Source organism: Phenylobacterium sp. LjRoot225 (assembly GCF_964252855.1).
Lineage (GTDB): Bacteria > Pseudomonadota > Alphaproteobacteria > Caulobacterales > Caulobacteraceae > Phenylobacterium.
The window spans coordinates 174,145-197,654 of sequence record NZ_CAXUPL020000005.1 but is presented as its reverse complement, the minus strand read 5'-3'; the positions used below and the strand labels follow the sequence as shown (position 1 = coordinate 197,654).

22 protein-coding genes and 1 pseudogene are annotated in these 23,510 nt (G+C 66.9%); 10 read left to right on the top strand and 13 right to left on the bottom strand.

What is annotated here, in order from left to right; translation table 11 throughout:
• The first annotated feature begins 34 nt into the window (after nucleotides 1-34).
• From ACSQ2B_RS24410 to ACSQ2B_RS24395, 4 genes are all read left to right on the top strand, one after another.
• Nucleotides 35-2,557: a TonB-dependent receptor plug domain-containing protein gene (locus ACSQ2B_RS24410; RefSeq protein ID WP_436053999.1), complete on the top strand. Its 2,523-nt coding sequence runs from the start codon at nucleotides 35-37 to the stop codon at nucleotides 2,555-2,557.
• A 150-nt stretch (nucleotides 2,558-2,707) separates the two neighbouring features.
• Nucleotides 2,708-4,234 (top strand): flavin monoamine oxidase family protein, encoded by a 1,527-nt coding sequence (locus ACSQ2B_RS24405; RefSeq protein ID WP_436053998.1) that lies wholly within the window; start codon nucleotides 2,708-2,710, stop codon nucleotides 4,232-4,234.
• Nucleotides 4,235-4,237: 3 nt separating this feature from the next.
• Nucleotides 4,238-4,633: a c-type cytochrome gene (locus ACSQ2B_RS24400; RefSeq protein WP_436053997.1), complete on the top strand. Its 396-nt coding sequence runs from the start codon at nucleotides 4,238-4,240 to the stop codon at nucleotides 4,631-4,633.
• Between the two features lie 17 nt (nucleotides 4,634-4,650).
• On the top strand, nucleotides 4,651-5,151 hold the full coding sequence (locus ACSQ2B_RS24395; RefSeq protein WP_436053996.1) for a RidA family protein: 501 nt from the start codon (nucleotides 4,651-4,653) through the stop codon (nucleotides 5,149-5,151).
• 7 nt (nucleotides 5,152-5,158) lie between these two features.
• On the opposite strand, the gene ACSQ2B_RS24390 is transcribed toward ACSQ2B_RS24395, so the two are convergent.
• A complete protein-coding gene (locus ACSQ2B_RS24390; RefSeq protein ID WP_436053995.1) occupies nucleotides 5,159-5,674 on the bottom strand; it encodes a hypothetical protein in 516 nt (171 codons plus the stop codon).
• Between the two features lie 288 nt (nucleotides 5,675-5,962).
• Here ACSQ2B_RS24390 and ACSQ2B_RS24385 point away from each other — a divergent pair, with 288 nt between their 5' ends.
• On the top strand, nucleotides 5,963-6,298 hold the full coding sequence (locus ACSQ2B_RS24385; RefSeq protein ID WP_436053994.1) for a UrcA family protein: 336 nt from the start codon (nucleotides 5,963-5,965) through the stop codon (nucleotides 6,296-6,298).
• 123 nt (nucleotides 6,299-6,421) lie between these two features.
• Here the strand turns inward: ACSQ2B_RS24385 and ACSQ2B_RS24380 are convergent, their stop codons facing one another.
• From ACSQ2B_RS24380 to ACSQ2B_RS24370, 3 genes and pseudogenes are all read right to left on the bottom strand, one after another.
• Nucleotides 6,422-6,907 (bottom strand): hypothetical protein, encoded by a 486-nt coding sequence (locus ACSQ2B_RS24380; RefSeq protein WP_436053993.1) that lies wholly within the window; start codon nucleotides 6,905-6,907, stop codon nucleotides 6,422-6,424.
• A 299-nt stretch (nucleotides 6,908-7,206) separates the two neighbouring features.
• Entirely contained in the window at nucleotides 7,207-7,521 is a 315-nt protein-coding gene (locus tag ACSQ2B_RS24375) for an Lrp/AsnC family transcriptional regulator (protein ID WP_436054054.1), read from the bottom strand.
• A 57-nt stretch (nucleotides 7,522-7,578) separates the two neighbouring features.
• A pseudogene (locus ACSQ2B_RS24370) lies at nucleotides 7,579-7,683 on the bottom strand (AsnC family transcriptional regulator); the annotation flags it as partial.
• Between the two features lie 128 nt (nucleotides 7,684-7,811).
• Here ACSQ2B_RS24370 and ACSQ2B_RS24365 point away from each other — a divergent pair.
• Together ACSQ2B_RS24365 and ACSQ2B_RS24360 are read left to right on the top strand one after the other, a co-directional pair.
• Nucleotides 7,812-8,369, top strand: a complete 558-nt coding sequence (locus tag ACSQ2B_RS24365) for an RBBP9/YdeN family alpha/beta hydrolase (protein WP_436053992.1) — start codon at nucleotides 7,812-7,814, stop codon at nucleotides 8,367-8,369.
• 101 nt (nucleotides 8,370-8,470) lie between these two features.
• Entirely contained in the window at nucleotides 8,471-9,265 is a 795-nt protein-coding gene (locus ACSQ2B_RS24360) for a hypothetical protein (protein ID WP_436053991.1), read from the top strand.
• Here the strand turns inward: ACSQ2B_RS24360 and ACSQ2B_RS24355 are convergent.
• Genes ACSQ2B_RS24355 through ACSQ2B_RS24330 form a run of 6 tightly spaced genes read right to left on the bottom strand, consistent with a single transcriptional unit; the run spans nucleotide 9,262 to nucleotide 15,286 of the window.
• A complete protein-coding gene (locus ACSQ2B_RS24355; RefSeq protein ID WP_436053990.1) occupies nucleotides 9,262-10,155 on the bottom strand; it encodes an RDD family protein in 894 nt (297 codons plus the stop codon). The two genes, ACSQ2B_RS24360 and ACSQ2B_RS24355, sit on opposite strands and share 4 nt — an antisense overlap.
• On the bottom strand, nucleotides 10,155-11,168 hold the full coding sequence (locus ACSQ2B_RS24350; protein ID WP_436053989.1) for a stage II sporulation protein M: 1,014 nt from the start codon (nucleotides 11,166-11,168) through the stop codon (nucleotides 10,155-10,157). Before ACSQ2B_RS24350 ends, ACSQ2B_RS24355 begins: the two co-directional genes overlap by 1 nt.
• 4 nt (nucleotides 11,169-11,172) lie before the next feature.
• On the bottom strand, nucleotides 11,173-12,486 hold the full coding sequence (locus ACSQ2B_RS24345; protein ID WP_436053988.1) for a DUF58 domain-containing protein: 1,314 nt from the start codon (nucleotides 12,484-12,486) through the stop codon (nucleotides 11,173-11,175).
• A 4-nt stretch (nucleotides 12,487-12,490) separates the two neighbouring features.
• Nucleotides 12,491-13,447, bottom strand: a complete 957-nt coding sequence (locus ACSQ2B_RS24340) for an AAA family ATPase (RefSeq protein WP_436053987.1) — start codon at nucleotides 13,445-13,447, stop codon at nucleotides 12,491-12,493.
• The gene (locus tag ACSQ2B_RS24335; protein ID WP_436053986.1) at nucleotides 13,434-14,678 is read right to left on the bottom strand and encodes a hypothetical protein; all 1,245 of its coding nucleotides are present in this window, start codon (nucleotides 14,676-14,678) and stop codon (nucleotides 13,434-13,436) included. The genes ACSQ2B_RS24340 and ACSQ2B_RS24335 overlap by 14 nt, the downstream gene beginning before the upstream one ends.
• Nucleotides 14,675-15,286, bottom strand: coding sequence for a DUF4129 domain-containing protein (locus tag ACSQ2B_RS24330; protein WP_436053985.1), 612 nt, complete (start codon nucleotides 15,284-15,286; stop codon nucleotides 14,675-14,677). Before ACSQ2B_RS24330 ends, ACSQ2B_RS24335 begins: the two co-directional genes overlap by 4 nt.
• Before the next feature lie 465 nt (nucleotides 15,287-15,751).
• Between ACSQ2B_RS24330 and ACSQ2B_RS24325 the strand changes: the two genes are divergently transcribed.
• The 3 genes from ACSQ2B_RS24325 to ACSQ2B_RS24315 all read left to right on the top strand — a co-directional run bounded on the left by ACSQ2B_RS24325 (nucleotide 15,752) and on the right by ACSQ2B_RS24315 (nucleotide 19,053).
• Nucleotides 15,752-16,831 (top strand): hypothetical protein, encoded by a 1,080-nt coding sequence (locus tag ACSQ2B_RS24325; protein WP_436053984.1) that lies wholly within the window; start codon nucleotides 15,752-15,754, stop codon nucleotides 16,829-16,831.
• Nucleotides 16,832-17,415: 584 nt separating this feature from the next.
• Entirely contained in the window at nucleotides 17,416-17,958 is a 543-nt protein-coding gene (locus tag ACSQ2B_RS24320; protein WP_436053983.1) for a hypothetical protein, read from the top strand.
• Nucleotides 17,959-18,111: 153 nt separating this feature from the next.
• A complete protein-coding gene (locus tag ACSQ2B_RS24315) occupies nucleotides 18,112-19,053 on the top strand; it encodes an IS481 family transposase (RefSeq protein ID WP_436049975.1) in 942 nt (313 codons plus the stop codon).
• Between the two features lie 24 nt (nucleotides 19,054-19,077).
• Here ACSQ2B_RS24315 and ACSQ2B_RS24310 read toward each other — a convergent pair whose 3' ends face one another.
• From ACSQ2B_RS24310 to ACSQ2B_RS24300, 3 genes are read right to left on the bottom strand one after another with little or no spacing between them, the layout of a single operon-like run.
• The gene (locus ACSQ2B_RS24310) at nucleotides 19,078-20,409 is read right to left on the bottom strand and encodes a DUF1552 domain-containing protein (RefSeq protein WP_436053982.1); all 1,332 of its coding nucleotides are present in this window, start codon (nucleotides 20,407-20,409) and stop codon (nucleotides 19,078-19,080) included.
• The gene (locus ACSQ2B_RS24305; RefSeq protein ID WP_436053981.1) at nucleotides 20,406-22,130 is read right to left on the bottom strand and encodes a DUF1592 domain-containing protein; all 1,725 of its coding nucleotides are present in this window, start codon (nucleotides 22,128-22,130) and stop codon (nucleotides 20,406-20,408) included. The genes ACSQ2B_RS24310 and ACSQ2B_RS24305 overlap by 4 nt, the downstream gene beginning before the upstream one ends.
• Nucleotides 22,123-23,358 carry a hypothetical protein gene (locus ACSQ2B_RS24300; protein WP_436053980.1) on the bottom strand — a complete coding sequence of 412 codons (1,236 nt, stop codon included), beginning with the start codon at nucleotides 23,356-23,358 and terminating at the stop codon, nucleotides 22,123-22,125. The genes ACSQ2B_RS24305 and ACSQ2B_RS24300 overlap by 8 nt, the downstream gene beginning before the upstream one ends.
• Between the last annotated feature and the right edge of the window lie 152 nt (nucleotides 23,359-23,510).

The following is a 23,510-nucleotide window of genomic DNA, read 5'->3' as shown; positions in this document are numbered from 1 at the left end:
CGTTCGGGGAACGTGCAAACTGGGGGTCTAACCTATGAAGAAAAGCAAATCGATCCTAATTGCTGGGGCGTCAGGCCTCGCATTACTTTGTACAACTGCTAGTAGCGCGGCCGCGCAGACGGCGGCCAAGCCGTCGGAGGAGTCCGCCACGGTCGACACCGTGATCGTGACCGGTACGCGCACCACCGGGCTTCGCGCCGTCGACAGCGCGGCTCCGATCCAGGTGCTCGGCGCCCAGGCCCTGGCGCGGGTGGGCCAGCCGGACCTGATCCAGGGCCTCGCCCAGACGGTGCCCTCCTTCACCGCCGAGGCTTTCGGCGGCGACACCGCCAACCTGACCCTCAGCGCCCGCCTGCGCGGCCTGAGCCCGAACCACGCCCTGGTGCTGGTCAACGGCAAGCGCCGGCATCCCACCGCCAACCTGCACGTGCTGGGCGGGCCCTACCAGGGCGCGGCCACCGCCGATCTCAGCCTGATCCCGGTGGCGGCCATCGACCACGTCGAAGTGCTGCAGGACGGGGCGGCCGCCCAATACGGCACCGACGCCATCGCCGGCGTGATCAACATCATCCTGAAAGACAAGGGCGCCGGCGGCGTGCTCGAGGGCACGGCCGGCCAGTACTACAAGGGCGACGGCGAGACCGGTTCGCTTTCCGGCAACTTTGGCGCGCCGCTGGGCGAGAACGGTTTCATCAACCTGACCGCCGAGCTGCGCTTCCACGACTTCAGCCATCGCGGCGGCGCCGACGCCCGGGTCTCCGACGTCGACGGCAACCTGCTGCCCAGCAGCCCAGCAAGCTGGGCGGGCGCGCTGGACTATCCGCGCGTCAACCACATCCTCGGCGACGCACAGCAGACCGTAAACAACGCCTCCTACAACGCCGGCTACGACCTGGGCGCGGTCCAGCTCTACAGCTTCGGCAGCTTCAGCTACCGCCGCGCCGAGGCCTACGAGAACTACCGGGTCCCGAGCCGGGTCATCGCCTCGCCGGTGCTGGGCGTTCGCGGCAGCTACACCGCTCCGGGCGAGCTGATCTTCGCCCCCCTCGGCTTCCACCCGAAGGAAGCGCTGCGTGAAACGGACTATGCCGTCACCGGCGGCGCCAAGGGCGCCGTCGCAGGCTGGAACTGGGACCTCAGCTCGACCTACGGCAAGGACATCGCCGACATCTACACGCGCAACTCCGCCAACGCCGCCCTCTTCGTCGACACCCATTTCACGCCGACCGAATTCTACGATGGCACCTTCGAGAGCACCCAGTGGACGAGCAACCTGGACCTGAGCCGGGAGTTCGACGTCGGCCTGGCGGGGCCGCTGAACGTCGCCTTCGGCGCGGAATATCGCTGGGAAAAGTACGCCATCACCCAAGGCGACGCGGCCTCGATCTACAAGGAAGGCGGCCAGTCCTATCCCGGCTTCCAGCCGACCGACGCCGGCGGCCACAGCCGGAAGAACTACTCCGCCTACATCGACCTGGCGACCAACCCGATCGCCAACCTGAAGGTCGACGTGGCCGGCCGCTACGAGCACTACAGCGACTTCGGCAGCACCACTGTGGGCAAGCTGACGACCCGCTACGACTTCAACCCGGCCTTCGCCCTGCGGGGCACGGCCTCGACCGGCTTCCGCGCGCCGACCCTGGCCGAGTCCTTCTACTCCGCGACGAACGTCGGCCCGACCACCGCCTTCGTGCAGATGCCGCCAAACTCCGACGCCGCCGCCCTGCTAGGCTTCGCGCCGCTGAAGCCGGAGAAATCCACCAACTTCAGCGTTGGCTTCGTCGCCCACCCGGTCGAGGGCATGACCGTCACCCTCGACGCCTACCAGATTAAGGTCTCGGATCGCATCATCGGATCGGGCTCGATCCTTGGCCAAGTCGGCAGCACGGTCGTCTCCCAGGCCGTGCTCGACGCGATCGCCGCCCACGGCAACGTCCTCGACCCGACCGTCACCTTCGTCGGCACGACGCTGTTCGCCAACGGCGCCGACACCCGCACGCGCGGCATGGAGCTGATGGTCACCTATCACAGCGACTTCGACGACTGGGGTTCGGTCGACTGGAGTCTGGCCGGCAACTACAACAAGACCACGATCACCAATCTCGCAGAGGTCCCGGCGCCGCTGGCGGGAGCCATCGACTCCCTGCTGTCGCCGACCGCCATCAGCGACCTGACCACGGCTTCGCCGAAGGCCAAGGTCACGCTCGGCGCCTTCTACGCGGTGAACAGGTTCACGGTGAACGTGCGCGAGACCATCTACGGGCCGGTCACCGAGATCGTCAGCCCCGACGGCACCGGCAGCGGAGCGGACGCCTACAAGAGCCACATCGGCACGACGGCGATCACCGACATCGACGTCGCCTACAAGATCACCGACAGCATCAAGGTCGCCGTCGGCGCCAACAACCTCTTCAATAAGAAACCGCCGAAGATGAAGCAGTTCGGGCCCACCGGCGGCTTGGCCGACGGCAGCAACGTCTACGACGCGCCGCTGACCATCAGCCCCTGGGGCATCAATGGCGGCTACTATTACACCAAGCTGACCTACACCTTTTGAGTTCTCGCCGGCGCGCCGGTGACGGCGCGCCGGCTCTGTTCTGTGTTTTTAGGCGCACAAGGTATTTTCGGGATGGAAAGCCAAGAAGGGGTCGGCGCCACAGCGCTGACTCGTCGTCGTTTCTTTGAACAGTTGGCCGCTGTGGGCGGCATGTCTTTGGCCGTCGCCGGCCTGGAGGCCTTGGGCTTCGGCTTCGCCTCGGCGCAGGCTGCGCCCCCCGCACTGAGCGGCGGCGCCAAGGGCAAGAAGGTCGTGATCCTCGGCGCCGGCCTGGCCGGGATGACGGCGGCCTACGAGCTCGACAAGGCGGGCTACCAGGTTCAGGTGATCGAGGCCCGCGCCTTCGCCGGCGGACGCTGCCAGACCGCGCGGCGCGGGTTCAAGCACACGGACCTGGCCGGCAACACCCAGGTCTGCGACTTCGACGAGGGGCTCTACATCAACCACGGGCCGTGGCGGATCCCCTATCACCATCGCTCGACCCTCCATTACACCAAGCTGTTCGGCGTGCAGCTCGAGAGCTTCGTCAACGACAACGACGCGGCCTACGTCTATTTCGAGAAGGGCAAGGGGGCGCTGGCCGGCAAGCCGATCCGCAAGGGCGAGATCGCCGCTGACGCCCGTGGCTACGCCGCCGAGCTGCTCGCCAAATGCGCCAGCAAGGGCAATCTCGACGCGCCGCTCTCGGCCGAGGACCGTGAGAAGTTCCTGGCCTATGTGGTCAGCGAGGGCCGGCTCGATGCGAAGGACCTGAGCTACAAGGGAACCCCCGGCCGCGGCTTCGCCGTCCATCCGGGCGCAGGCCTTGATCCCGGCCCGGGCAAGCCCTCGATCCCCTTCGCCCTGGCCGACGTGCTGGATTCCAAGGCCTGGATGGTGCTGAGCTCGGTCACCGAATACGAGCAGCAGCGCACCATGCTGCAGCCGGTCGGCGGCATGGACCAGGTCGCCAAGGGCTTCGAACGCCAGGTCGGCCGGCTGATCAAATATTCGACCAAGGTCGAGAAGATCTCCCAGGGGCCGGCCGGAGTCAGCGTCTCGGTGCGCGACGAGGCGGGCCAGGCCTCGGTGATCGCCGCCGATTTCTGCATCTGCACCATTCCCCTCTCGGTGCTGCGCACCATCGACATGCAGGTCGCCGCTCCGTTCAAGGAGGCGATGGCCGACGTCGCCTATGCGCCGGTGAACAAGATCGGCCTGCAGATGAAGCGGCGGTTCTGGGAGGAGGACCACGCCATCTACGGCGGCCACGTCTACACCGACATGCCGGGGATCAATTCGATCTCGCTGCCCTCGACCGGCTGGCAGGGCCAGAAGGGGGTGCTTCTCGGCTTCTACGCCTTCGGCTCGGAGGCCGCTCGCATCAGCGCGCTGCCGCCCAAGGAGCGGACGGCGTTTGCGCTCGCGGCGGGGCAGAAGGTCTTCCCGCAATACCAGGAGAGCTTCGAGACGGCCTTCTCCTTCTGCTGGCACCTGGCCGAGAACAATCTCGGCGGCTGGGCCGAATGGTCGCCGGAGGCCCGCGCCGCCGCCTATCCGGTCCTCGTCCAGGGAGACGGGCGCATCTATCTCGCCGGCGAGCACATGAGCTATCTCGGCGGCTGGCAGGCCGGCGCGATCGAATCCGCCTGGCAGCAGGTCGAGCGCCTGCACGCCCGCGTGCAGCAGGCGGCCTGACCCATGGGAAAGCACATCATCCTGGGCGTGGGCGTCGCCCTGCTCACCGCGGCCGCAGCGCCCGCCCTCGCGGCCGACGTTCCGGGCAAGGCCATGTATCAGGCCAGCTGCTCGGCCTGCCACCGGATCGACGGCGTCGGCGTGAAGGGGGCCTTCCCCGCGCTTGCGGGCGATCCCTTCGTGGTGGGACCGAAGACGGATGCGGTGAGCCGGGTGCTGAACGGCCGCGGCGGCATGCCGAGCTTCAAGGCCGATCTTTCGGATGACCAGATCGCCGCGATCCTGACCTATGTCCGCTCCAGCTGGGGCAATAAGGCGAGCCCTGTGAAGCCGGCGGACGTCGCCGCAGTGCGTAAGGGCGGCGCGCCCGTCCAGGCGCGCAGCCTGCAAGCCCATTGATGAGACGAGAGGACTTCATGAAACATGCTCTTTGCGCCGCGACCGCGGCGCTCGCCGGCGCCTTTCTGGCCCAGTCCGCCTGCGCCCAGGAGGTGGTTCACCAGGCGACGCCGGAGGCGGCGATCGCCACCCTGACGGCCGTGCCGCCGGGCTACGGCATGGTCTATGTCAGCGGCATGGTCCCGCCGGTCATCGATCCAAAGGCGCCGGCCGGATCGACGGCGACGTACGGCGACACCAAGACCCAGACGCTGGGCGTGCTCAAGAGGCTTTCCGACGCCTTGGAAAGCCGCGGCCTTAGCTTCGCCGATGTGGTGATGATGCGGGTCTACCTGGTGGGCGATCCGGCCAAGGGCGGCAATATGGACTTCGCCGGCATGATGGAGGCCTACAAGCAGCACTTCGGGACCGCGGCCCAGCCCAATAAGCCCGCCCGCGTCACCGTCCAGGTGGCCTCGCTGGTCGGGCCCGGCATGCTGGTCGAGATCGAGGTGCAGGCCGCGGCCAAGAAGCCCTGAGGGGCGCTCAGGGCGCGGCCGCCAGGAAGGCGCGCGCCAGCGTCGCGGAATTGTCGGCCGCGAGCTGAAAGAAGGTCCGCGCCTGATTGGGCCCGGGATCGCCGCCCGCGAGGTCGGAGAGACTACGGAAGGCGATGAAGGGGACGTCGTTGGCGTAGGCGACTGCGCCACGGCGGCGCTCTCCAGATCGACCGCCTGGGCGGAGAAGGCGCTCGCGAGCCAGGCCCGCAGGGCGGCGTTGTCGACGAACGCCTGGCCCGAAACCCCCTGTGCCGCCGACCACCAGACGCTTCAGGGTCACCGATCCGGCGACGCGGCGCGCCGTCTCCAGCAGGCCGGCGTCGACGGGAAACCCAGGGCGGGCGCTCGACGACGCCGGGCGCGCGGGTGATCTCCACCGCCTTCGCAACATCATGCCCAGCGGCGGCGGCGTCAGCGGCTCGTCGGGCGTGGGCGCGAACTGGCCCGGCGCGATCTCCCGCGCCATCACGCTCTCCTGGTGCTGGACCCACCGGTCGGGCACGCACGGAAGCCTCCCGAAAGACCATTGAGCTTAGCCATAGCCGGCCCGGGTCCGGCGTCGCGATTGTCGCCCCGAGGGCGGAGCGCGCCTGGACATTGGGCGCGGGCGGGCCAGCAACATTACCAAAATTTAGTCAAGCATGCCTCTTGAACAGCGCCTTGGATGCGACGATTTGTATAATCTGTGTGCGCAATGGGGCCGAAAAGGCTTAGAGTGTGGGCGCCACGCAGGCTTACTCATCGACGAATCTCGCGCCGCTTGCTGGCGGCAAAACTCCTGGAGCGTGTCTTGAAGCACCTTGCCCCCCTCGCCATCGCCCTTTCCCTTTTCGCGCCGGCGGCCGCGCTGGCCGGGACGACCGATGAAGCCGTGACCGTCCGGGTGAGCCACGCAGACCTCAACCTCGCCCAGCCGGACGGCGCCGCCATCATGCTGAACCGGCTCGAGCGCGCGTCGCTCAGCGCCTGCGGCGCCTCCACCTTCAGTTTCCGCGAGGTGCAGGATGAAGTGCGCAGCTCGGCCTGCTTCCGGAACAGCCTGGAGCGCGCCGTCGCTACGCTGGCCTCGCCGAGCGTGAACGCGATCTATCGCGCGCAGTCGCAGGAGCGTCTTGCGACCAACTGAGCGCATGGGGCCGCCAGCCCTCGCTTACAGACGAACGGCGGCGGAGCATTCCGCCGCCGTTTGCGTCTCAGGAGAGATGGACAAGCCGCTGAACCGCCCTGGTCATCCCCAGGGTCGTGCGTGCTAGAGCCGCGCGCGTAGCGCCGGCCTCGCCATAGGACGGTCTGGCGAGACGGCTGCGAGCTCCTGCCGGGCGACCCGGCCGAAGGCGTTTCCCTTGCGGTCGAGGACGAGATCGCCGGCGCGCAGCGGCGCGCCGATGGCGGCCGGCCAGGGCACGTCCGTGACGGCCAGGTAGTCGCCGCTCAAGGTACGTCGGACAAGCAGATAGGCGGTGGGCCGGGCGGACTGGTGCATGCGAACGGCGCTCCGCACCGTATCCGGATCGAGGCCGAGCTCGCCGGCGATAGACGCCCCGCGTTGCAACAGGACGCGCATCGACAAGGGCGTCCAGATCTCGGTGACGCAGGCGAGCGCGCGCGAACGCAGCGAGTTCTCCTGAGCGCCGCAGGCCGATCCGTCCCAGATCACGAAATGGTCGAGCGGCGTCCGCGCCATCGCCGCATCCAGGGTCTTCTTCGCCACCTGCTCGAGTTGCCGATGTCGCATGTAGATGTTCGGTGCCCTTAGCCTGTTCAGGTTCTTGCCGTTTCGGATAACGTCAGTATATATAGCAACGATATGCGGCGTTTGTGGTCATGAAGACCTGCTGTGTATGCAGTCCTCATGGATCAATCTTCAGTTTCGCTCCATGCCCTCTGCCCGACCGGCTGTAGAGAAGATTTGAATTTTCCAGGCGCGCTCATTTTACTGGCGGTCGGCGCCTACGCGGGCTGCATGCTGATCGTTTACGCAACGTCGCGCCGGCCGCGGGCTCAGGCGTCATCGCAAGCCCGGCGGGTAACGCATCAACGACTTGAGGCGGCGGCGATCAGTTCGCGCTGAATCGCCTTGGAAGGCTCGCTCCGCAAGATCACGCTGGTCGTCACGGCGCCGAACCGCGCCAAGGCATCGACAATCGCCTCCAGCTCGCTGGGCGCGGGCACGATGACGCGGATCACGAAACAGTCCTCGCCAGTGACGCGATGGACTTCGATCACCTGCGGCATGTCCGCGAACCGTTTCAGACATGCGGCGATATGTTCGTGCGTCGTGCGAAGCCTGATGATGGCCGAGGTGCTTAGTCCCAGGGCGTGGGCGTTGATGCGCGCGCCATAGCCCATGATGACGCCATGGTCTTCCAGACGGCGAACCCGCTCGGACACGGCCGGTTGGGACAGGCCGATCCGCCGCCCCAGTTCCGTGAGGGGAAGGCGGCCGTCCGCTTGGAGCGCTTCGAGAATGGCGTGGTCTGTCGCATCCAGCTCAGCTGATTTCGATCTCATCGGCGTTGGATCGTCCTGACCTTGAAGTCATCGGCAATATGTCGCGTTCGCCGATGGGTTGCTATTCCGCCATGGCGAATTTCTCGCGACCCTAGGCTCATCACCAACGGCATCGAGGGGTTGCGCCGATGGACGTCGAGACCATCATGCTTCCAGGAATCGGAGGGTCTGGAGGAGGGCACTGGCAGACGCTCTGGCGGCTGAATGATCCGTTCGCCACGGTCTTCCAGCCCTCAGATTGGGACCGGCCGGACCTCGACGACTGGGTCGCGGCCCTCGATCGCGCGGTGGCCCTGGCGGCTCAGCCGCCGTTGCTCGTCGCCCACAGCCTGGGGTGCCTGCTGGTCGCCCATTGGGCTGCGCGAGGCCGTGGTCTCGTGGCGGGCGCATTTCTGGTCGCCGTACCCGATCCGGACGGTCCCGTGTTCCCGGCGGAGCAGGCCGCCACGTTCCGGTCGGTTCCGCGCCAGCCTATGCTGTTCCCGACGCTGATGATCGCCAGCTCCGACGACCCTTATGGCTCCCTTGAGTTTGGGCGGCGATGCGCCGACGCTTGGCGGGCGGATCTGATCACGGCGGGAGCGCTCGGGCACATCAATGAAGCGAGCGGCGTCGGCGCGTGGCCGTCGGGCCGCACCTTGCTGACGTCGTTCCGCCGCCGCCTTGCGGGAGAACAGCCGGCCTGAAGGCCGCGCTTTCGGGTCTTGCATCCGGCGCCATCGCGACCCGGTCGACTCTGGCGGCGGCCATGATTACCCTTCCACCTGACGTTGCGTCGGGGGGGGTCATGACTGCAGTCGATACAAGCCGGCGAAAGCTCGATCTCGGACGGGTGTTCGGCGACACCTTCGGCGTCATCCGCCGACAGGCCGTCCCGCTGCTTGGCGTCACCTTTGTGCTGAGCTACCTGCCCAGCCTGCTGAACAGCTTCGTCACCACCAGCATCCTGAAGGTCGCCAAGCCGTCGCCGGCAGCCCCCTTCGCCGCCTTCTCGGCGTTCAGCCAGCCGCTCTATTCGGTCGCGGTCATCGTCGTCAGCTTGCTCAGCCTGCTCGCCCTCGCTTGCCAGCTCGGCATCGCGATCGGCGACCTGGAAGGCCGCAGCCCGTCGCTTCCCGACCTCCTGCGCGGCGGGCTGCGCAAGATCCTGCCCCTGCTCGGGGCGGGGCTGCTGCTCGGGCTTGGGGTCATGTTCGGCTTCGTGCTGCTCTTCGTGCCCGGGGTGATCCTCGGCCTGATGTGGGTGGTCGCCTTTCCGGCGATCGCGGCCGAAACCTCGAACCCGGTCAAGGCGCTGGGCCGGAGCCGAGCTTTGACCCGCGGCAATCGCTGGCGAATTCTCGGCCTCGTCCTGCTGCTCTGGCTCGTGATCATCGTCGCCGAGCTGATCTTTGTCGGTTCGACCCGCGGCTTCGGCAGCCTGGCCCAGGTCGCGGCGCCCGGGTTCCTGACCATCGCCGTCGTCTCACTGTTCAACGCCTTCCTATCGCTGGTGATGAGCGTCGGCAGCGCGGCGCTTTACACCCAGCTGCGCGAGATGAAGGGCGGCGGCGGGGAGAGCTTGGCTCAAGTCTTCGCCTAGATGTCGTGCTTGTCGCGCCGGGCCCGGCCAAACAGCAGGCCGGTCTCCAGGCGCTGGCGCAGGGCCGCATAGTAGGCGCCCAGGAAGGAGCGGTCCGGCGTGTCCGTCGGACCCTCCCAGGCGATCTTGCCGCGGATGCGCGTCGCCACCGCGGCCAGGGTGCGGCGGTCGCCGGTGCGCAGCACCTGCTCCAGCACCTGCAGCTCCTTGATCCCGTAGGCGTCGAGCTGGGCGTCGGTGAAGGCGACTCCGCCAACGGTCTGCGGCCCGGCCTCGGCGATGTCCCGCAGCAGGCGGATCTTCGGGGCCTTCACCACCATGGAGCCGGCGGCCAGGTCGCCCAGCCTTAGGCGATCGCGGTTGAACAGGGGAAAGATCACGAAGACCCCCGTCCAGATCGCGCCCAGCGAGATCAGCGCGCCGTCCACCCCAGAGCCCCGGGCGAACAGGAAGGTGGCGGGCAGGAAGATCTCCAGCTCGCGCATGGCGTTGCGGGCGAAGATGGCGTCGGCCGTCAGCCTGCGCCCGTCGCGGGCGATGACCCGCAGGCCCATGGCCCGCTTTCCGGGCGTCGCGCCGCGCGCTTGCAGCTCGAAGCCGATGAAATATCCGACCCGCAGGATGAAGGAGCCGAGCAGCCAGATGATGGTGATCGCCGGGCCCGGCGCCGGGCTCTTCGTCGCCCACGACGCCAGGCCCGCCAGGATCGTCAGGCCGATCAGGGCGCCGATGATGATCAGCCCGTCCAACATCAGGGCCAGTGCGCGGTCGGTGTAGGCGCCGACCTGGAGCCGCAGGTCGACCCCCTCGGGCGTGACGAAGCGCCGGCGCAGGTCGACCTCTGGCCCAGGCGCCTGGGCGCGAGCCCGCTTTCGCCGCCGCGACGCCATCACCGCGCGCTCGCCTTGCGGGACGGCCGGTAGAAGTAGCCGCCCCAGAGCGCCGCCGTCGCCGCGGCGATGGCGTAGCGCGCCCAATCGGCCTCCACCAACTGGCGGGCGAAGCCTTCGAGCAAGGCGGCGCAGAACAGCATCACCACGACGCCGGCCATCACCACAGCCCCGCGCCTGCCGGCGTGCATCGCCGCGTCGACCCGGGTTCGGCCGCCCGGAAAGGCGACCGCCCAGCCGATCGACAATCCCGCCGCCCCAGCCAGCGTCACGGCGAACAGCTCGGTCACCCCGTGGATCATCAGCCAGCCGACCGCCGGGACGATCAGCCCGTGCTGGGCGAACACCGCCAGGAAGGCGCCCAGCATGGCGCCGTTGGAGAGCAGCAGCACCGCCGTCAGCACGCAGAAGGCGAAGCCGAACGCGAAAGCGAACAGCGCGATCTGCGAATTGTGCGTGAAGAGGAAGGTGGCCAGGACGTCGAGTCCATCCTTCTGTCCGCCGGGCTGCCCCGCCGGACCATGCAGGGTCGCGCGGAGGAACTCCGTGGAGGCGTGGGGCTCGCGCCCGGAGGCCAGGGCGGGAGGGACGAAGCTGTAGAACCAGTCCGGCTCGCGCATGACGAGGCCAAAGGCGATGACGGCGGCCAGCACGCCGATCGCCGTGGCGACCAGGGTCTCGCGCCAGAGGCCGCGGACGGCGTCGGGCCAGTCACGCCGAAAGAAGCCGCCGATCCGCCGCCAGGCGTTGGTGCGCGCGCCGTAGACGAAGAAGTAGGCTCGCGCGCTGAGCGCCTCCAGATAGTCGATGAGGCTCTGGTCCAGCGAGATCGACCGCGCCACCGAGAGCGACGACAGCGCCTGCCGGTAGAGGACCGGGATCTCCAGCAGCTCCGCGGGGCGAAGCTTCTTCACGCCCGAGCGCTCCGCGCGGTCGAGCAGCCGCTCGAGACGGCGCCAATCGTCCTCGCGCTCGGCGCGGAAGCGGTGGCTCTTGAGTTGCAGGTCGGCCATGGGGTCAGACGAGCTCGCGCCGCATCACGTCGAGATACCGGTTGATCAGGGTCGGGCCGATCTCCGCGGCGCGCGCCTCGAGAATCTGCACGCCGAGCCGGCGAAGTTGCGCCAGCACGCTCTCGCGCTGTCGCAGCAGGGCGTCGGCCACCACTGCGCGCGAGACGTCGTCAGGCTCCAGCGGCTCGGCGGCGGCGAGCTGTTCGAGCTCCTCGTCGCGGAAGGTCACCAGCAGGATCAGGTGGGTGCGGGCCAGCCTGCCGACATGTTCGACCATCAGGGCCGCGCTCGTCGGATCGGCGAAGTCGGTGAAGATCACCACCAGCGCCCGACGATCGAGCCGGCCGGCCAGGCTGGTCAGTCCCAGGGTGAAGTTGGTCTCCTCCGTCGAATAGTCGATCTCCGCGGCCAGGCGCTGCAGCGCCGGAAAGGCCCGCAGGCCGGCCACCACGCCGCTGTTGACGCGCGGCCGGGCGTCGAACGAGAAGACGCCGACGCGGTCGCCGAGCTTGAGGCCGACGAAGGCCAGGAGGAGGGCTGCGTTGACCGCGCGGTCGATGCGGGCCTGGCCGGCGACCGGGGCGCTCATCAACCGGCCGCTGTCGAGCGCCAGGAGGATGCTGTGGTTGCGCTCGGCCCGGTACTCGCGTCCCACCAGCCTGCCGTGCCGGGCGCTCTGCTTCCAGTCGATGGCCCGCAGGTCCATGCCGGTCTGGAATTCCTTCAGCGCGTGGAACTCTGCGCCCTCGCCGAGCTCGAGCTGCGCCTTCACCCCCATCGGCGCATCCCGGGCGAACAGCTTCATGCCCTCTTCGCGGACCGCCGCCATGTCCGGGGTGACGGGGACAATGAGCGCCGGCTGTTGCGCCCGCTGCCGCCAGACCAGGCCGAGCGGGCCGCGCCAGCGCGCCCAGACGCCCTGCAGTCGCCCTTCGCCCCGACGCAGCGCCCGCAGCGGAAAGCTGGCCGACGCGGCGCCGTCGCGCACCTGAACCCGGCTGCGGCCGGAGGCTGCCTCCAGGCGCTCGTCCACGGCCACGGCGACCTCGACCTCCCGCGGCGGCGACCCGGCGAAGCGGGCGTCGACGCGCAGCATTTCCTCCCGCCCGACGCCGATCAGGCCTGGCGCGTGGAGGCCGAGCGACAGCGCGCTCACGGGGGCGGCCAGGGCCGCGTCGGCGACGAGCAGCGCCGCTGTGAGCAGACCCCACCCGGCCGCCACGATCCACAGCTCGGGCCGTGCAGCGGCGACCAGCAGGGCTGCCGGCGCGCCCGCCGCGGCCAGCACGATCACCCGGCGCGTGGGGTAGAGGTTCATCGGCTCAGCGCGGCGCGGCGGCGCGGTCGACGAGCGCGGCGATGATGGTCTCGGCGCGCCGCCCGTCGATCTCGGCGGCCGGCGAGAGGATCACCCGGTGCCGCAGCAGGGGCAGGGCCAGCGCCTTGACGTCGTCCGGCAGGGCGTAGTCGCGGCCGTCCAGCGCCGCTCGGGCGCGGGCGGCCAGGGCGAGCTGGCTGGCGGCCCGGGGCGAGGCCCCGCTCTGCAGGTCTGGCGTCTCCCGGGTCGAGCGCACCAGGTCGAGCACATAGCTGACGATGTCGTCGGTCAGGCGGACGCTCGCGACCGCCTGGGCGGCCTCGGCGATTTCGGCGCCTTCGGCCACCGGCTGAATGTCGAAATCCTGCGGATCGGCGCCGCCGGCGTGCATGCCGTAGGTGGCGACGATCTTCCGCTCCTCCTCGCGCGAGGGATAGGCCAGCACCTGTTTGAACAGGAAGCGGTCGAGCTGGGCCTCCGGCAGCGGATAGGTGCCCTGCTGTTCCAGCGGGTTCTGGGTCGCCACCACCATGAAGCGGGCGCTGAGCGGATGGGACCGGCCGTCGATCGTCACCCGCCGCTCCTGCATCGCCTCCAGCAGGGCGGCCTGGGTCTTCGGCGGCGTCCGGTTGATCTCGTCGGCCAGCATCAGCTCGCAGAAGACCGGGCCCTGGGTCAGGGTGAAGGCGCTGGTCTGGAAGTTGAAGACATTGGTCCCGATGATGTCCGCCGGCATCAGGTCGGGGGTGAACTGGATTCGGCCGAAGTCCAGCCGCAGGGTGCGGGCGAAGCATTGCGCCAGGAAGGTCTTGGCCGTGCCGGGCGGGCCCTCGATCAGGACGTGCCCGCGCGCGAACAGGGCGGTGAGCAACAGGTCGACCGTATCGTGCTGGCCGATGATGGCCTTGCCGACTTCGGTCCGGACTCGATCGGCCAGGGCCTTCACCTCACTCACGTTCACGCGTCATCTCCAGTCGCCATTGATAGAGGCTGTCGGCCACAGCCATCAGCTCGTCGCGTGTCCGCACCGCCCCAGCGTCCGCCGCCAGCGCCTGCGGATCGGTCAGGCCGCGTTGCTCGGCCGCGCGCGCCAACCAGGCGGCGGTCTCCGGCCCGCCCGCCGCCGGCGCGGCGATCCCGCCAGCCTTGGCGACCAGGTTGAAGGTGACCGCCGCATAGTCGGGGGCCAGCGCCGCCTCCTTGCCGCCCATCCGGATCAGCCCGGCGGAGTTGTCCACCAGGGCCGCGGCGCCGAGCGCGATTGCGCGGCCCTCGGCGGCCGGCGCTGCGAACCGCGCCAGCGCCTGCCAGCCGGTCAGCAGCACCGCCGCCAGTCCGCACAGGGTGGCCGCCAGCCAGGGCGGCTCAAGCATCAGCCGCGCCAGGCTGCGGCCCTGGCCCAGGCCGTTCAGCGTCACGTCGAAGGCCACGCCGTCCTCGCCGCTCAGCATCTGCAGCACGGCCATGCCGACACGCGCCGTGTCGATGTCGCTGAGGCCCTGGTTGTTCAGCAGGTCCGGATCGGCCAGCACATAGAGGTAGGCGTGGCTGCGCGAGGCCGCGAGCACCGCCCGGCCTTGGCCGTCGACCAGCACCGGCCGCCAGTCCGGACCGGAGATGGTCTGCAAGCCGTCGAAGGGGCCGAGCGGCAGGGCCTGCTGTGGGGCGAAATGCAGCCCGGTCCCGTACAGCACCGGCCGCTGCGCGCCGGGCGTCACCGTCACCCTTGTGCCTGGACCGAAGCCGGAAAGCAGCGGCTTCGCCCAGCCGTCAGGAAGCGCGCCCGCCTTCAACACGAAGCCCGGACGGCGCGGGTCAGGAGCCGCCTGCCACTTCGGCAGGATGATCAGGGTGCGCAGGGCGGTGGGAAACTTGCCCAGTTCGGCTGCGGGCGTCATCGGACTGGGCGTCAACACCAGGCCTGTCCCTGTCAGCTGCCGCGAACTCAGCCGCGTACGGCTGACGGTGGCCGGCACGCCGATCGCCACGAGCATGTCGCGGGCGCCGCGAAAGCCGACCGCAGAGCCCGACAGGGCGTGGCCGCCGCCATTCGAGCGCCCGCGCAGTTCCGGCGCATAGGTCGCCAGGGCGCCGAAGCCGGCCAGGGCGACGATCCCGACCAGGATCAGCGCCAGGACCGATCGCGCGGAGAAGGCGTCTTGCCCAGCCTGGACGGGATCTGCCGCGGTCATGGCCGCCGCTCGGCCAGGGCGAAGGCCTCATACTGTCGGCGGCAGCGGTTGAAATCGTCGGCCGCCGCCGGCCGACCGCCGAAGAAGCTGCGCTCGACCGCCTCGGTGATCAGTCGGAACGCCGAGCGGCCGTCCTCGGACAGGGGCGCGGCCTCGACGATGTCGCGGCTGGTGAAGGCCGCGCGCACGGCCTCGGGCCGCTTGGCGCCGATGTCCTCGATGCTGCGGAACAGGAGGAGGTGGATGGCGTCGCCGAACAGCCCCGATTGCGCCAGGCGGTCGGCGTCGTCCAGCAGGGGCCGCGCCGCGCCGGCCTCCGGACGCCAGTCGATCGAGGCGACGGCCGGCTTGCGCCGTCGCCGCCCTCGCGCAAACGGCAGGTCGCGGACGATCACCCAGAGCAGGGCGGCCGCGCCGAGCGCCACGCCGGCCCAGAACACGATCTTCAGGACCGGCGCGGCGGTCGTCAGGGCCTCGATCAGTTGCGCGATCCAGGCGGGCGGCGGCTTCGGCGCCGGCACAGCGGTGAAGTCGTGCTGCAGACCGCGCGCCTGCATGAAGGCCCTGTGCGCGGCGGCCAGCTGCAGGTCGCCAGCGCTTGCCGGCATGGCGCTCCCTGGCAAAGGCATCCCCCGAATTCGACTCGCGCCGCGCCTACGAAGGCCACGCTAGCAGGGGCAAGGTTGTCTGCGAAGCCACGCACCCGGAAGGCGGGCGCCGACGGTCCGCCAGAGAGACATGTCAGGGCAGGGGGCTCGGCAGCACCTCTCGATACTCAAACAATACCGACGAGCCTTAATTCGGTCGCGCCGGGCGGTTTTTATGCTCGTCGAGGTTGAGTTCCGCGCCGAGCAAGCCCGCAAGGATCGCAGATCCTCCACCGGGTTGAGGGCGCCGATGCTGGGATGGGGGCGCGCGACATGTCTTCAGATCCAGAATTGGAGCCAATTCGGATGAAATAGTGAAGGATTGCAGGCAGGTATTTGATGGGGCGAACTTGCATACTCCACGTCGGAACTGAGAAGACGGGTTCGACGTCCATACAACGGTTTCTCGGGCTGAACCGAACACGTTTGAAGGCGTCCGGATTCTACGTTCCCGAGAGCCTAGCGCCCTACGCCAAAGAGGGGCTGTTCAATCATCTCGCCTTGGCTGTCGTCGCACGGCCGGATTTTTGTGAAGTCGATGATATCGACCACGCGGTAGGCCTCAGGAGGCCGGCGGCCCGGACGCTGCTGACCGAAGAGATACAGGAAGGCCTCGAGTTCGAGCTGTCTGCAATCGACGATGACGCGACCGTCATCATATCAAGCGAGCACATCCATAGTCGGGTGAACACGACGGAACGGATGATGTTCCTTCGTGAATTCCTGAGTCCATTCTTTGAAGACTTTATAGTTGTTGTCTATATCCGCTCTCAATACCATATGGCTAGGTCTCTGACGAACACGGCGCTTCGTCAGGGGCAGGTTGTCCGGAAGGGGGTGCCGGATTTCTGCAATGATGAGGAATTCGATCCGGAACTGCCGGTTCACAAGGGGTTTTTCGACCTGAAGCTTTTCGTGGAGCGGCTTTCGGCCGCGTTCGGAGAGGAGGCGCTTCGGGTTCGCCTGTATCCCGAGGGACGCCCTGCGCCCGAGCTGATTGCAGATTTCTGCGCCGTCGCAGGATGTGCGCTGGACGGTCTCGAACTGCCCAGTCGCGAGAACGCCAGCTTCAGCGGTCAAGCCAGCCAGATCTGTGGACTGGTGAATGAGCTCATGCACGAGCGAGGTCATGACGGACGGCTGCAATACGACCTTCTCCGGTATCTGGACTCGGAACACCAAGGCGCCGGACTTGTCGCCGAGCCCGCCGAGGTGGCCGAATTCATGCGCCTGTTCGAGCAGGACAACGACGTCATCCGCTCGCGCTGGCTCCCGCACAGAAACGAACTCTTCTCCAACGACTTCGGTCAGCACGATGGCCCGGAGAGGACGCTGAGCATCAAGGCCGCCGTGGAGATGATGCTGGCGTTCATCGCCTGGCGCGAGCGCTTCGGCTCCGGGCTTTCGAATGCTGAAGACCGATCGGCGGCTGACGCCTGGTCCGCCTGGGAGCCGGCCATGTCGGCGCCCCCATCGCCGGACACGCGCCAAACGCTCCGTCCGTGAAGCGGGGCCGGGGCGGATACGGATGTTCACGCACTAGAAGTTGCTAAATTTCGCATAACATATATTAGCGGAGAAAGGCGTGTAGCCGGGTGGATTCCATTTCCAAGTGTAGCCGGTCAGGGTTTTTGTCACCGTTCAGTTCTTGTCCCCGGATTGGCCGAAGTTTTTGTCCAATCTGGCCGGAAATGATGTCCCTTTTGGCGGGTTTTTGTCGGGCTTCCATTTTGGTTGCCGGCGCCCGACGCTGAGGGGCGACTGTCCTTCCTGGTGTGACAGCAGGCGCCCGGGGCCGACAGGCCCAAGCCTGGCCAGGACGTGAGAGTGAAGTATGGACGTCGAAGCTACGACAAGCCGACATCGTCGTCCCAGCAGCCGCCGCGCGATTCCCTCATCTCAATTGCGGCGCCTTGCGAAAGCGTACCACCGACCCGCTCTTGGGGGTGCCTGCGTCAGTGATGGAACGGACCTGCGGGTCGTCGCACCGGGGCGACCCGCTCGAGTGATTGTCTTGATGGATTGCTTTCCAATCTTGAAAGCTCGATGAGTCCGCCTGGGGGGCGCGATCGATGCCATCGGATACAGTTTTGGCAGCAGTCCTCGCTGCCGTGGTCGCAGGATACTTCGGCCTGGTCGGTCTGATCGTCACCAAGGACGCCAAGACTTCCGATCTCCGACAGGCGTGGATTGACGCGCTACGTGCCGAACTGTCCCAAGCCGTCTCGCACTTCGAAGCGTGGACGTGGAGCAACTACCTTAACGGCACCGCTCAGACAGTTGCGCGCGCCGAGGCTGTAGCCAAGTTTCGGACGTCGGAGGCGTCCATTCGGCTGCGATTGAATCCTAGCAAGAGGCTGAACGATCAAGCGTTCAAGGTGCTCGACGAGATGGCCACGATGATTGCGGCGGGGAACGCTGACACAGCGCTTGCCCAGGAGAAGGCCTCCGCACTGGTCATCGCCACACAGCCGGTGCTCAAGGAGGCATGGGAGCGCGTCAAACGCGGCGAAAGCTGGTTCCAGGGGGTCAAGGCCACCAGCATCGCCCTGGTCGTCGTCGGGATCCTCTCAGTCAGCTATCTGATCTACCGCGGAGGCGAGACTGAGGGCAGCGCGACATTTGTTAGCTGAACAACGCTAGGTTCGAACGAACTGAGAACTTGTGAGAGTCCCGCCCCCCATGCGCCCCTCGCCTAGTTGTCGAAGCTACGAAGGTTGTTCACCCGGGGAGGGGTCTGAACGAAGCTGGGGTTGCAACACTCCACTTCCACCGGAACTCCCCGGATGAACGTCCATAAGAATGCGCGGCTGACGCCGCGTGGTCGAGCCCTGATGGTGTCTCGGATCGTAGATGAAGGCTGGTCGGTGGCAGCTGCGGCGGAAGCGGCTGGGGTCTCGGTGCGGACGGCCCGCAAATGGGTGGGCCGGCGTCGTCGGGGGCCGAGCGAAGACTTCACCGATCGCAGCTCGGCGCCCCGACGATGTCCGCGCAGGACGTCGCAACCGCGGGTGATGCAGATCGAGCAGCTGCGCCGCCAGCGGATGACCGGGCCGGCGATCGCCCAGGCCCTGGGCATGGCGCGCTCGACGGTGGGCGTGATCCTTCGCCGGCTGGGGCTGGGCAAGCTGACGGCGCTGGAGCCCCGGCCCGAGGTGATCCGTTACGAGCGCTCGCGACCCGGCGAGATGATCCATCTCGACATCAAGAAGCTCGGCCGCTTCGACGTGGAAGGCCACCGCATCACCGGCGACCGCCGTAAAGGCGCATCCCGGGGAGCCGGCTGGGACTTCCTGCACGTCTGCGTCGATGACGCCTCGCGCCTGGCCTACACCGAGATCCTGCCTAGCGAGCGCAAGGAGGACACCACGGCCTTCCTCGAGCGCGCCCTGGCCTGGCTCGCCCGCCACGGCGTCACCGTCGAACGGGTGATGACCGACAACGGCTCGGCATATCGCTCCAAGCTCTTCGCCAAAGCCTTGCAGACCGCCGGCGCGCGTCACGTCCGAACCCGCCCCTACACGCCTAGGACCAACGGCAAGGCCGAACGCTTCATCCAGACCAGTCTGCGCGAGTGGGCCTACGCCAAGCCTTACGGCTCGTCGGCGGAGCGATCAAAGGCCGTCGGACCCTGGACCGACAGCTACAACCTCACCCGACCCCACTCCGGCATCAAAGGCTTCACCCCCTGGCAGAGGGTGAACAACCTTCTTGGTAACGACACCTAGTCGCCGCCATGAGGTTGTCGCCTTCTATGCGAGCAGTTCCGTGATCGTCCGGTTCGTTTCCATGGAAAGTTGGCCCCAGCGCTCGACCTGGACGCCCATGGCCTGCTGAACAGTAAGCCCCAGGCGCGCGATGGAATCGCCGTTGCCAGCGAGGTGGTACCCGGTCCGGACGGCGCCGCCAGCATTGCCCGCGACTATGGCCGGGATGCCTTCCACCGCATGCGCTTTGGCGACCGAGCAATCGGAGTGGGCCAGGATCAGGCAGTTATCGAGCAGGGTACCGTCGCCTTCCGGAATTCTAGAGATTTCATCTAGGAATTCTTTCCAGGCGACCATGCTGTTGCTGGCGAACCAGGAACATTCCTTCTGATAACCAAGAGTCTTGTCTTCCGGCTCCTCGTGCGTGAGCGTGTGGTGGGTGGTTGTCTCCCCCTCCCGGCGCAGATTCGACGCGGTGTCGGAGAACAGGACGTTGAACACCTTCGTTTGGTTGCACTGGAGCGCCTTGGCGAGCAGCTCCGCCATTACGCGATGGGTCTGCATGACCTGGCGCATTTCGGAGCCGGGCGCATTCTCGCTCGGCGTTCCGGGCTTGCTGAAGGCCTTGACCGGAGCAGGGGGCTGAAGCTGCAGTTCAAGCTGCTGTTCGATCTGGCGGATGGAGGTGAAATACTCTTCCAGCCGCTGGCGATCGCTCGCGCCTACGCTTTGCATCAGCTTCTGCCGGTCTTCGGACACGGCGGAAAGCACGCTCTTTCGCACCAGGATACGGGTATCCGGCGCGAAATTCACCGAATTGGGATCCTGAAAGCCCTCGCCGAAGATTCGGCGATAAAGCGCCGCAGGCGACGTCTCGCTGGGATTGGGCGAACCCGCGGCTTGGTAGGAGTAGGACCGCTGCAGCCCACATGCGCTGATTTCCAGTGATCGAAAGCGCGCTTCGCCGCCAATCTCCTGACTGATCAGCACATCCAACGTCGGCGCCTTCACATTCTCGGTGGGGACGGGGATGCCGGTCCGCAGGCCCAGGCAGCCCGTGACGTGCGGCTTGTTCGCCACGCCGTCCAATTTGACGTCAAATCCGGTGAAGATCGCCAGCTTTTCCCGGTACGGCTCCAGCGGGGCTAAGTCTTCGGGCATCAGATATCCGCGGCCAGTCGTGGCGGGAATCCATTTTTGCGGAATGAAGCCGCAGCCCCAGATCCATGTGCCAAAGCGCACCGGAATGCGCTGACCGCTTGCAGCGATCGCCTTGCCGTTATTGTCGAGGAAGCAGTCAAGCAGCGGCAGCGACACGCCGACTGCCGCGCCGCCCGCCACGCCGCGGAGCACCATCCTGCGGGAGATCCTGCTCATGTCCTGTCTCGCTCGGTTTTGTTGCTTTTCATGAGCCGCTGCGTCGCCATGACCGGCGCGGGACGGGTCACTGTGAAAAAGTTCTCGCTCAACACGATCCGGCGCATGAGGTCGGGAATGCGGTAGCCGCCCTTTTCAAAGGCGGCGATCAGCCAATCGAGATAGTAGCGTTCGCCCCAAACGATATCGCGGCCGACGGCTGACTTGTACAGCCGCTCCGCCACGCACCGCGGCGTTTCCGGATGATTGCGCAAGGCCTTCGCGAGGCCGTCTGTCGTATTGAAATCCGTCCCGTCGAGCGACCCAACCGTGTTGATCCGCGCGCCATTCTCCTGCGTGCGGAACGTGCCGAGCCCGTCATAATTCTCCATCGTTAGTCCCAGCGGGTCCATCACCTTGTGGCAGCCCGCGCAGGAGGGTTCGGTGGAATGGAGGGCGAGGCGATCGCGCGCCGTCACCATCCTGGCGTGAGCCTTTTCCTCGATCGCGCTGAAATTCACATTGGCCGGCGGATCGGGCACTTGCTGGCATAGAAACACTTCACGCACCGCATAGCCGCGCAAGGTCGGAGAGGATCGTCCTGGATGGGAATGCAGGGCAAGGAAGGACACGTGCGACTGGATCCCGGCGCGATTCCCGTCCTTGTCGAACGCGAGCGCATCCCAGCCCCCGCGCGTCGGCACCGGGGTGCGATAGATCACGCCCAGCGACCGCGTCAGGAACGTGTCGCGTGTGGTGAACAGGTCGCGATAGTCGCCTTTTTTGGTGAGCAGGTGATCGACGATCGTGCGCAGCGTTTGCTCCTGCGCATCGGCCGCGACATCGGAATTGAAGGCCGGGTAGATTGCCGGATCCTTGGACAGGTCATCGAAGCGTTCGAACTGCAGCATGTCGGCAAAGAATGCGCGCACCGCCTCTTCGAACCGTTTGGACTTCATGAGGCGATCGACCTGTCGGCGCAGGCCCCAACCATGGTCCAACTCGCCCGCCTCGGCAGCGCGCAGCAATTCGTCGTCGGGCGCCGAATTCGTCAGAAAGAAGCTGATTCGCGAAGCCTTGGAAAAGGCATCGAGCTCCCCGGCCGGCTCATCCGAGCCCGCCGCCATCTGCTCAATCCGAAACAGGAAATGGGGCGAGACGAGCATTGTGTAGAGGCTGAGCTCCAGCCCCTCGTGGAAGCTACCGAGCTTGCTGTGAGCCGAGCGCGCCAGTCTGACATATTTGTCGGCCTCCGCGCTGGTCAGGGGGCGCCGGAACAGCAATCGGCCCTTCTCAGTCAGGAAGCTGCGCGCGCATGCCTCGTCGAACATCGCCTCGCTCTTCGGTCGGCAGGAGAGCGACTGGTGGCGCCGTTCCTTGCTCAGCACGGCCGCGGCGATGCTTTGCGCCGCGGCGTCATATTGTTCGACGGCGAAGGGCGACATGCCGGCCTCGCCGGTGCCAATCGCGATCAGCCCGTCGGCGCGCACCGGCTTCTCGAAACGGGCGGTAATTGGAATCCCAGGCCCGAAGATATCCGCCATGCTGGCGCGGTACTGGGCTTCGGTCAGTCGGCGGACCATCGGCGGGCCGCCGATCGGCTCGGGTTCGCTCGCTGCGCGCGCTTGAAGTATGAAGAGCAGCGCCAGGACGATCAGGACCGCCGCAATGCACAGACGCTTTCTGTCTCTCGAAAGCGCGGCCCACTGACTCTTGAGCGAGAGGATGGAAAGCCTAGTCATGGCGGATCAGCTTCGCGTTGACGCTCTTCGTCTTGACATCCACCACGAAAGCGGGCCGCGCCTCGAACTGATATTGGGTCGATATCGACGTGAACCTGCCGGTTTGCGGGTCCGGATGCCCGTCCGCCAGACGGTGCAACGACTGATACATCCCGTGGCAGGTGTGGCCGAGCGAGCGGGCCGCCCCATTGGACGACAGCAAACGCCTGGCCATGGGCGAGGGTTTGCCGGATGCATCGCTTGCGTTGCGATAGCCGAACTGGAAATCGTACATCGCGATCACGGGAGTGTATCCGGCGAGATAGCCCTTGATGACGCCATCGGCGGACAGGCTCGCCCTGATCCGAGCGTCGCGCAGCGGACGCTGCAGTTGCATGCTGTTCACGACGTGGCGCGCCCGGATGTCCACGGGCTCGGTCGTCAGCACACCGTTTTCGAGCCTGCCCGTGGTGGACGCGCGAAACGCCTTGTCCTGATCCATCGCATAGGTTGCATATTCCAGCGCTACGCGCGTGGGGCTGACCTGGATAGGATCGGCATTTGCATAAATGCCCACGTCGACATGATCATCGTTCCTGAGGTCGTCGACGTCGGACAGAGTGATCAGGATGCCCCAGGAGCCCGTGTACATTTCGGTCTCGAAGCTGTTCGAATGCCCGCTTTTCTGAAAGGATTTGTTGCACCCGACCGCCCGCCAGAACTGATTGTCCACGCCCTTTGCGCCGTCGACGCCCGTAAAGTCGAGCAGGCCGCGCTGCGCATCTTCCTTCGAGCGCGAAATCTTCCCGTCGAGATCGATGCCCTCGGCAGGAACGCTGGCGCTCGTCAGGATCCGTGTGTGCGGATCGGGCGGGGCCAGCTCCGGGTGCATGCAGTAGTTCTTGCCATCACTTGTCGTGGAAATGGATTTTCCGCCTGCTTCGAGGCGCTTGCCATATTCCTCGTCGCCTTCGCCGGGGTGCCGCCGGCCTTCGGGCGTTTCGGCAAAGATCTCGAGCGCACTCTTGGACATGCCATTTGGGCAGGCGCCGGTCTCCGCCGCATCGGGCCCGAGCGCGTAAGCGAAGTGGGTGACGACGAAACCCGCCTCGCCGTTCCTGACGAAGGAGCCAACTTGCGCGGTGGCCCTGTCGGAAGGCCACGCGATGTAGGCAAGCGTCACACCGGACGCGATTGCGCCGATGCCTCCATAAATCAGACCTTTTCGCAAGCGGGGCCCGACATCCATCGAATCTCTCTCCAACAGGGTTGTCGGGACATCCTTTTCCGGCGCATGCCCACATTACTTCCGACCCCGTTAGTAACAGGGTTGCAAGAAACTTCAATGGGCGATAGGACCTGGGTGCGGCGGAGGCTGCCGCAGTTGGTTTGACTGCCCGA

What these genes read in the sequence shown, in the direction of transcription:
- ACSQ2B_RS24355 (WP_436053990.1), bottom strand. Translation starts at nt 10,155, where the DNA reads ATGGCGTCGCGGCGGCGAAAGCGGGCTCGCGCCCAGGCGCCTGGGCCA.
- ACSQ2B_RS24300 (WP_436053980.1), bottom strand. Translation starts at nt 23,358, where the DNA reads ATGGATGTCGGGCCCCGCTTGCGAAAAGGTCTGATTTATGGAGGCATC.
- ACSQ2B_RS24315 (WP_436049975.1), top strand. Translation starts at nt 18,112, where the DNA reads ATGAACGTCCATAAGAATGCGCGGCTGACGCCGCGTGGTCGAGCCCTG.
- ACSQ2B_RS24345 (WP_436053988.1), bottom strand. Translation starts at nt 12,486, where the DNA reads ATGAACCTCTACCCCACGCGCCGGGTGATCGTGCTGGCCGCGGCGGGC.
- ACSQ2B_RS24310 (WP_436053982.1), bottom strand. Translation starts at nt 20,409, where the DNA reads ATGAGCAGGATCTCCCGCAGGATGGTGCTCCGCGGCGTGGCGGGCGGC.
- ACSQ2B_RS24360 (WP_436053991.1), top strand. Translation starts at nt 8,471, where the DNA reads ATGACTGCAGTCGATACAAGCCGGCGAAAGCTCGATCTCGGACGGGTG.
- ACSQ2B_RS24305 (WP_436053981.1), bottom strand. Translation starts at nt 22,130, where the DNA reads ATGACTAGGCTTTCCATCCTCTCGCTCAAGAGTCAGTGGGCCGCGCTT.
- ACSQ2B_RS24405 (WP_436053998.1), top strand. Translation starts at nt 2,708, where the DNA reads ATGTCTTTGGCCGTCGCCGGCCTGGAGGCCTTGGGCTTCGGCTTCGCC.
- ACSQ2B_RS24330 (WP_436053985.1), bottom strand. Translation starts at nt 15,286, where the DNA reads ATGCCGGCAAGCGCTGGCGACCTGCAGCTGGCCGCCGCGCACAGGGCC.
- ACSQ2B_RS24335 (WP_436053986.1), bottom strand. Translation starts at nt 14,678, where the DNA reads ATGACCGCGGCAGATCCCGTCCAGGCTGGGCAAGACGCCTTCTCCGCG.
- ACSQ2B_RS24350 (WP_436053989.1), bottom strand. Translation starts at nt 11,168, where the DNA reads ATGGCCGACCTGCAACTCAAGAGCCACCGCTTCCGCGCCGAGCGCGAG.
- ACSQ2B_RS24410 (WP_436053999.1), top strand. Translation starts at nt 35, where the DNA reads ATGAAGAAAAGCAAATCGATCCTAATTGCTGGGGCGTCAGGCCTCGCA.
- ACSQ2B_RS24400 (WP_436053997.1), top strand. Translation starts at nt 4,238, where the DNA reads ATGGGAAAGCACATCATCCTGGGCGTGGGCGTCGCCCTGCTCACCGCG.
- ACSQ2B_RS24375 (WP_436054054.1), bottom strand. Translation starts at nt 7,521, where the DNA reads ATGGGCTATGGCGCGCGCATCAACGCCCACGCCCTGGGACTAAGCACC.
- ACSQ2B_RS24380 (WP_436053993.1), bottom strand. Translation starts at nt 6,907, where the DNA reads ATGCGACATCGGCAACTCGAGCAGGTGGCGAAGAAGACCCTGGATGCG.
- ACSQ2B_RS24395 (WP_436053996.1), top strand. Translation starts at nt 4,651, where the DNA reads ATGAAACATGCTCTTTGCGCCGCGACCGCGGCGCTCGCCGGCGCCTTT.
- ACSQ2B_RS24365 (WP_436053992.1), top strand. Translation starts at nt 7,812, where the DNA reads ATGGACGTCGAGACCATCATGCTTCCAGGAATCGGAGGGTCTGGAGGA.